The sequence below is a fragment of the Thermoleptolyngbya sp. M55_K2018_002 genome, from assembly GCF_015295965.1.
GTDB lineage: Bacteria > Cyanobacteriota > Cyanobacteriia > Elainellales > Elainellaceae > Thermoleptolyngbya > Thermoleptolyngbya sichuanensis.
Genome location: NZ_DVEA01000009.1, coordinates 1 through 4184, shown reverse-complemented (window position 1 = coordinate 4184; position 4184 = coordinate 1). Strand labels below are relative to the sequence as shown.

At 56.9% G+C, this 4184-nt stretch carries 4 protein-coding genes; 1 reads left to right on the top strand and 3 read right to left on the bottom strand.

Features of this window, described 5'->3' with window-relative positions; genetic code table 11:
* Nucleotides 1-433 precede the first annotated feature (433 nt).
* Nucleotides 434-709, bottom strand: coding sequence for a CRISPR-associated endonuclease Cas2 (gene cas2, locus IGS51_RS00310; RefSeq protein WP_297074779.1), 276 nt, complete (start codon nt 707-709; stop codon nt 434-436).
* Complete coding sequence (cas1, locus tag IGS51_RS00305; protein ID WP_297074777.1) at nt 709-2880, bottom strand: CRISPR-associated endonuclease Cas1; 2172 nt, start codon at nt 2878-2880, stop codon at nt 709-711. The genes cas2 and cas1 overlap by 1 nt, the downstream gene beginning before the upstream one ends.
* A 411-nt stretch (nt 2881-3291) precedes the next feature.
* Here cas1 and IGS51_RS00300 point away from each other — a divergent pair, with 411 nt between their 5' ends.
* Nucleotides 3292-4011 (top strand): hypothetical protein, encoded by a 720-nt coding sequence (locus tag IGS51_RS00300; protein WP_297074775.1) that lies wholly within the window; start codon nt 3292-3294, stop codon nt 4009-4011.
* Here IGS51_RS00300 and IGS51_RS00295 read toward each other — a convergent pair.
* On the bottom strand, nt 3986-4184 hold a 199-nt coding region (locus IGS51_RS00295; RefSeq protein ID WP_297074773.1), incomplete at its 5' end, for a hypothetical protein. The two genes, IGS51_RS00300 and IGS51_RS00295, sit on opposite strands and share 26 nt — an antisense overlap.

The window sequence follows — 4184 nt, the reverse complement described above, 5'->3', positions numbered from 1 at the left end:
TTGAAAGACGACTGCTACCAAAAAGGGGCGAGTTTCCGTCCCCTTGCGGGGAAGTGGTTGGGAAAGGGTAGCCTCCTGGAACCTTTGCAGGTTGAGAGGTTGAGCACCCCTAATCTCCACAGGTCAAAAACGACCGGATTATTGCAGCACGAGAACTCAAAAAGTCGGAAACATGGATGGCTAAAACCCTGATGGGGCAAGCCACCGCCATAGGTCAACGAAATCATGCGGTTTTCAAGGTTCAGCCGACCTATGGCGATCGTCGCCACTAGGCCCATCATAATCCAGGTCTGCTCAAAAAACGACCTGCGATTATTAAATAATGTAAACATGGCGCTACGCGCTCATGATGTCAAAAGTTTTTTGTGGGAAGCCCTGCGCAGCGGGGTTTCCCACAAAAAACTTTGTCCTAACCAATGCGCGTAGCGCTATGTTAGACAATGTAAAACTCTGGGGGCGGTTCGGGTGGGCCGCTGCCCAGAGTTAGCACCTTGGGCAGTGCATCTGCTGGAATCCAGTAAAAGCGGACGTTGTCCTCTTCTGGCTTGATGCGCCGCTGCACCTTCTGCTGGAGGGTTTTCATCTCCGCCAGGGGCAAAAAGCACTCAAACACGCTCTTTTGCACGCGCCGCCCATAGCCCTCCAGAAACGTCGCCAGCTTTGTGCGCCGCCTGTCGTCGGGAATGTCATAGACCACCAGTACCAGCATTAGTTCACCTTGCGAAACGCTTCGTAGGGCACCCCCTCTAGCAACGCCCGCTTGTAGCGCTGCACCTGGAGTTGCATCACCCGCCGGTAGGAGACTGGCTCTGCCACATCGGGGTGAGACACCTTTAGCGATAGCCGCTTTTCAAACTGATTGAGAAAAGGGCGGCGAGCGGCGTCATTGAGATAGATACCGCCTTCGGCATTGGGCCAGGTGAAATCGGTGGGCTTCAAAAACTTCTGGTTAATCAGCCGCATCACCAGGCTATCTACCACGGGCGAGCGAAACTCCTCCACCAGGTCAAAGGCCAGAAATGTTTGCTTTTTCTCTGACCCGTGCAGGTTGCCCAGGTAAGGATTTAGCCCCTCCGCCAGCAGCAGACTCAAGACATTGTTCAACAGCAGCGTGTAGCCAAAGCTGAGCAGCGAGTTGACCGGGTCTTTGGGCGGGCGGCGGTTGCGCTCGGTAAACGTAAAGGCCGGATTGACGATCAGCGCTCCCAGGGCACGGAAATACTGGGCTGCGGCCAGCCCCTCATAGCCCCGCAGGCTGTTGAGGCTGTCGGCCTGAAGGCTAGACTCTAGCGACTCTGCCAGGGTTGCAATTGCCTCGGCCACCGCTGGAAGCTGGCGCTTGCGATTGAGCCGCAGCAAGAGCTGGCGCGAATTGGCCAGCTTTCCCGCCACAATGGCACGGGCGGTGGCCAGCTTAAAGCTCTCATTCCCCTGATGCTGATATTGCACCAGTTCTGTGCCGATGTCGGTGTATTCTGCGCTCCACAGGTGGCCCCTATAGTCGCCCAGTTGGGACATAAACACCACTGGCACCTGGTTTTCCAGACATTCAGCAATCACCGCCGTGGTGAGCTGAATATTGCCAAACACCAGCACGCGCTCCACCTCTCGCACCGGAATTTCGAGTGCCTCCTCCTTGGGCAACTTGACCACATAGCGGCCCTGCTCTTTTTTGACCGTGGTGCCCTGGTGCACCAGATACAGCGTTGACATACCCGTCCTCCAAATTGTTTCGTTTGATGTGATTTCAACCCGTTCAGGTTCGCGCACCCGATAGCCCAGCACCACAAATAAGGGGGGCGGTATGGGCTGTTGTGATGCCTTGAGCGCCGCCAGCAGCGCCTGCTCCATCTGCGTGTTCTGCGCTGGCGCGTCGGTGTGAACAAGGCGCAGCTCCGATCCCAAGCGGACGTTGGTTTCATCCGGGGGGTTGGGGTCTGTCACCTTTTGCATTGGCAGCACCAGATCACCGCTAAACACATGGCCCAAAAACCGAAACCCCCGCTCGAAACTAGTCAGGCTTGTTTTTTCGGGGTGCAAGACCAGCCCCATCTCCCCCAAAAGCTGCGATACTTGCTCCCTGGCGGCTTGAACGTGCTGCTGTTTTCGCCCTAGCACCACAAAATCGTCGGCGTAGCGCACCAGCTTCAGCTTGGTGCCATCGATCGCCTCATCAAAGTCATCCAGGTAGACATTGGCCAGCAGGGGCGAAATCACGGCCCCCTGGGGAATGCCCCGCTGGGGAAAGTACACCCCTTCCCGCGTCAGCACGCCCACCGATAGCCATTGCTGCATCAGGTGCAAGACCAGCGCTACAAACTCTGCCGAGGGCCATGTCTGCAACCGCTGCGCCCTGGCTGGATAGGAGCGTTCTGGCGGCTGTTTGTCTTCTCGCTTGATCGGCAGCCGCTCTGCCACCTCCGCCAGCAGCCGCTGATGGCCAATGTGGTCAAAATAGCCAACGATATCGGCATCCAGCACCCACTGGTAGCCCCGCCGCTGATGGGCCGTAATGCGCTCAACCGCCATTTTGTGCGATCGCCCGGGCCGATAGGCATAGCTGCACCCCTCGAACTGCGGCTCAAGCATGGGGTGTAGCACATTCAGCAGGGCTTGCTGCACAATGCGATCGCGCACGGTGGGCACCTGCAGTTCGCGCCAGCCGCCGCGGGGTTTGGGAATAAAAATCTGTCGGAGGGGTAGGGGGCGATAGGTGCCGTGGGCCACCTGCTGTTGCAGCACCGATAGCCTGCGCTCTGGATCTTGACTAAACTGGGCGATAGTTTCGCCATCTACCCCCGCGCAGCCCTGGTTTGCGGCTACCTTAGTCCAGGCTTGCCAAAAATTTTCTGCGGATAAGAACGCTGGCTTGTCTAGCATGGGAGGGACTCCTGGGAACAAAGAAAAGCGGACGTTTTGGATGTGGCGGGGGCATTAGGGAATACGCAATGCGCCCTCACCCTCAATCCCTCTCCCAAGCAGGGAGAGGGACTTTGATAGCGCCCTCACCCTCAATCCCTCTCCCAAGCAGGGAGAGGGACTTTAATCCGGCTCCCCTTCTCCCTTTTTGGGAGAATTGGTATTTATCGATTGGGGTCTTTCCTCCTCCAATGGGCTTTAATCCGGCTCCCCTTCTCCCTTTTTGGGAGAAGGGGTTGGGGGATGAGGGCTGAGTGGATCTTCCCCGAAGGGTTTTTGGGATATGCATTAGTATGCAATAGTCTTTGAAGGCCCCTCTTCAAACAAGGGTGTATAACAGAGAAAATGCAAACCTAAAATCATTCCCCTTTTATGCGAAATACACTGACCCGAGCCATCAAGATCGTCTTCAATGCCGAAACCATCCTGCCGTTTTTTGTGGGGTCGGTGTGTTTAGGAGTTCTGGGCAATGCAATTTACGATGGGCTGAAGCGGGTGTTTGGCGAGAGTGGGCTGGCGCTGGCTCAAATTGGGCTGACGGCGGCGCTAGTGTTGTTGGGGGCGATCGCGGCAGTATTCTGGCTGATTTCGCGCCAGATCGCCTCCTTGCCGGACGACATTCCGCTGCAGGTGCGCAAAAAGCAGCTTGACCGCCAGTATCCAGGACTGATTCTGTTAGTCAGCCATCCCCAGTCCTGCGAGACGGCGATTCGCCATCATTTGCCCACCCTCCAGCGCTGCTGGCTGATCAGTTCGCTGGAGCGGTTAAACCTTGCGAAAGATTTGCAGAGCCAGTATCCTCACCTGTGCGTGGATGAGCCACTGGTGGTGACAGACGTGTATGACCCGCTGGAATTCCGCGATCGCGTGAATGACATTTACCAGATGTGCCTGCCGCCGGGCTGGCAAGAGCAGGATGTGATTGCCGACTATACCGGCATGACGGCCCATGCGTCGGTGGGAACGGTGCTGGCCTGCGTCAATACCGCGCGCCCGCTGCAATATATCCCCGCCAAGCTCGACCCCCAAACCGGCAAACCCATTGGCTCCCTACCGCCGATCAAAATCACCTTGGGGGCTGAAGCCGTCTAGCGTTGTCAGTTTTGCCATCCATGCTGAGGATTGGGGGCTGCGCTACGAAACCGCCAGAACTTACGCCAAACTCGCCCGCAAAGCCGCAGGCACTCAAGTTTGACCCCCGATTCACAAACTGGTTGGAAACTGGGGCAGGGGATGGCGCTTTTTGCCAGGAATGAGTGCATCTA

Excerpts from the sequence above, each read along its gene's own strand:
- cas2 (WP_297074779.1), bottom strand. The coding sequence starts at position 709 with ATGCTGGTACTGGTGGTCTATGACATTCCCGACGACAGGCGGCGCACA.
- cas1 (WP_297074777.1), bottom strand. The coding sequence starts at position 2,880 with ATGCTAGACAAGCCAGCGTTCTTATCCGCAGAAAATTTTTGGCAAGCC.
- IGS51_RS00300 (WP_297074775.1), top strand. The coding sequence starts at position 3,292 with ATGCGAAATACACTGACCCGAGCCATCAAGATCGTCTTCAATGCCGAA.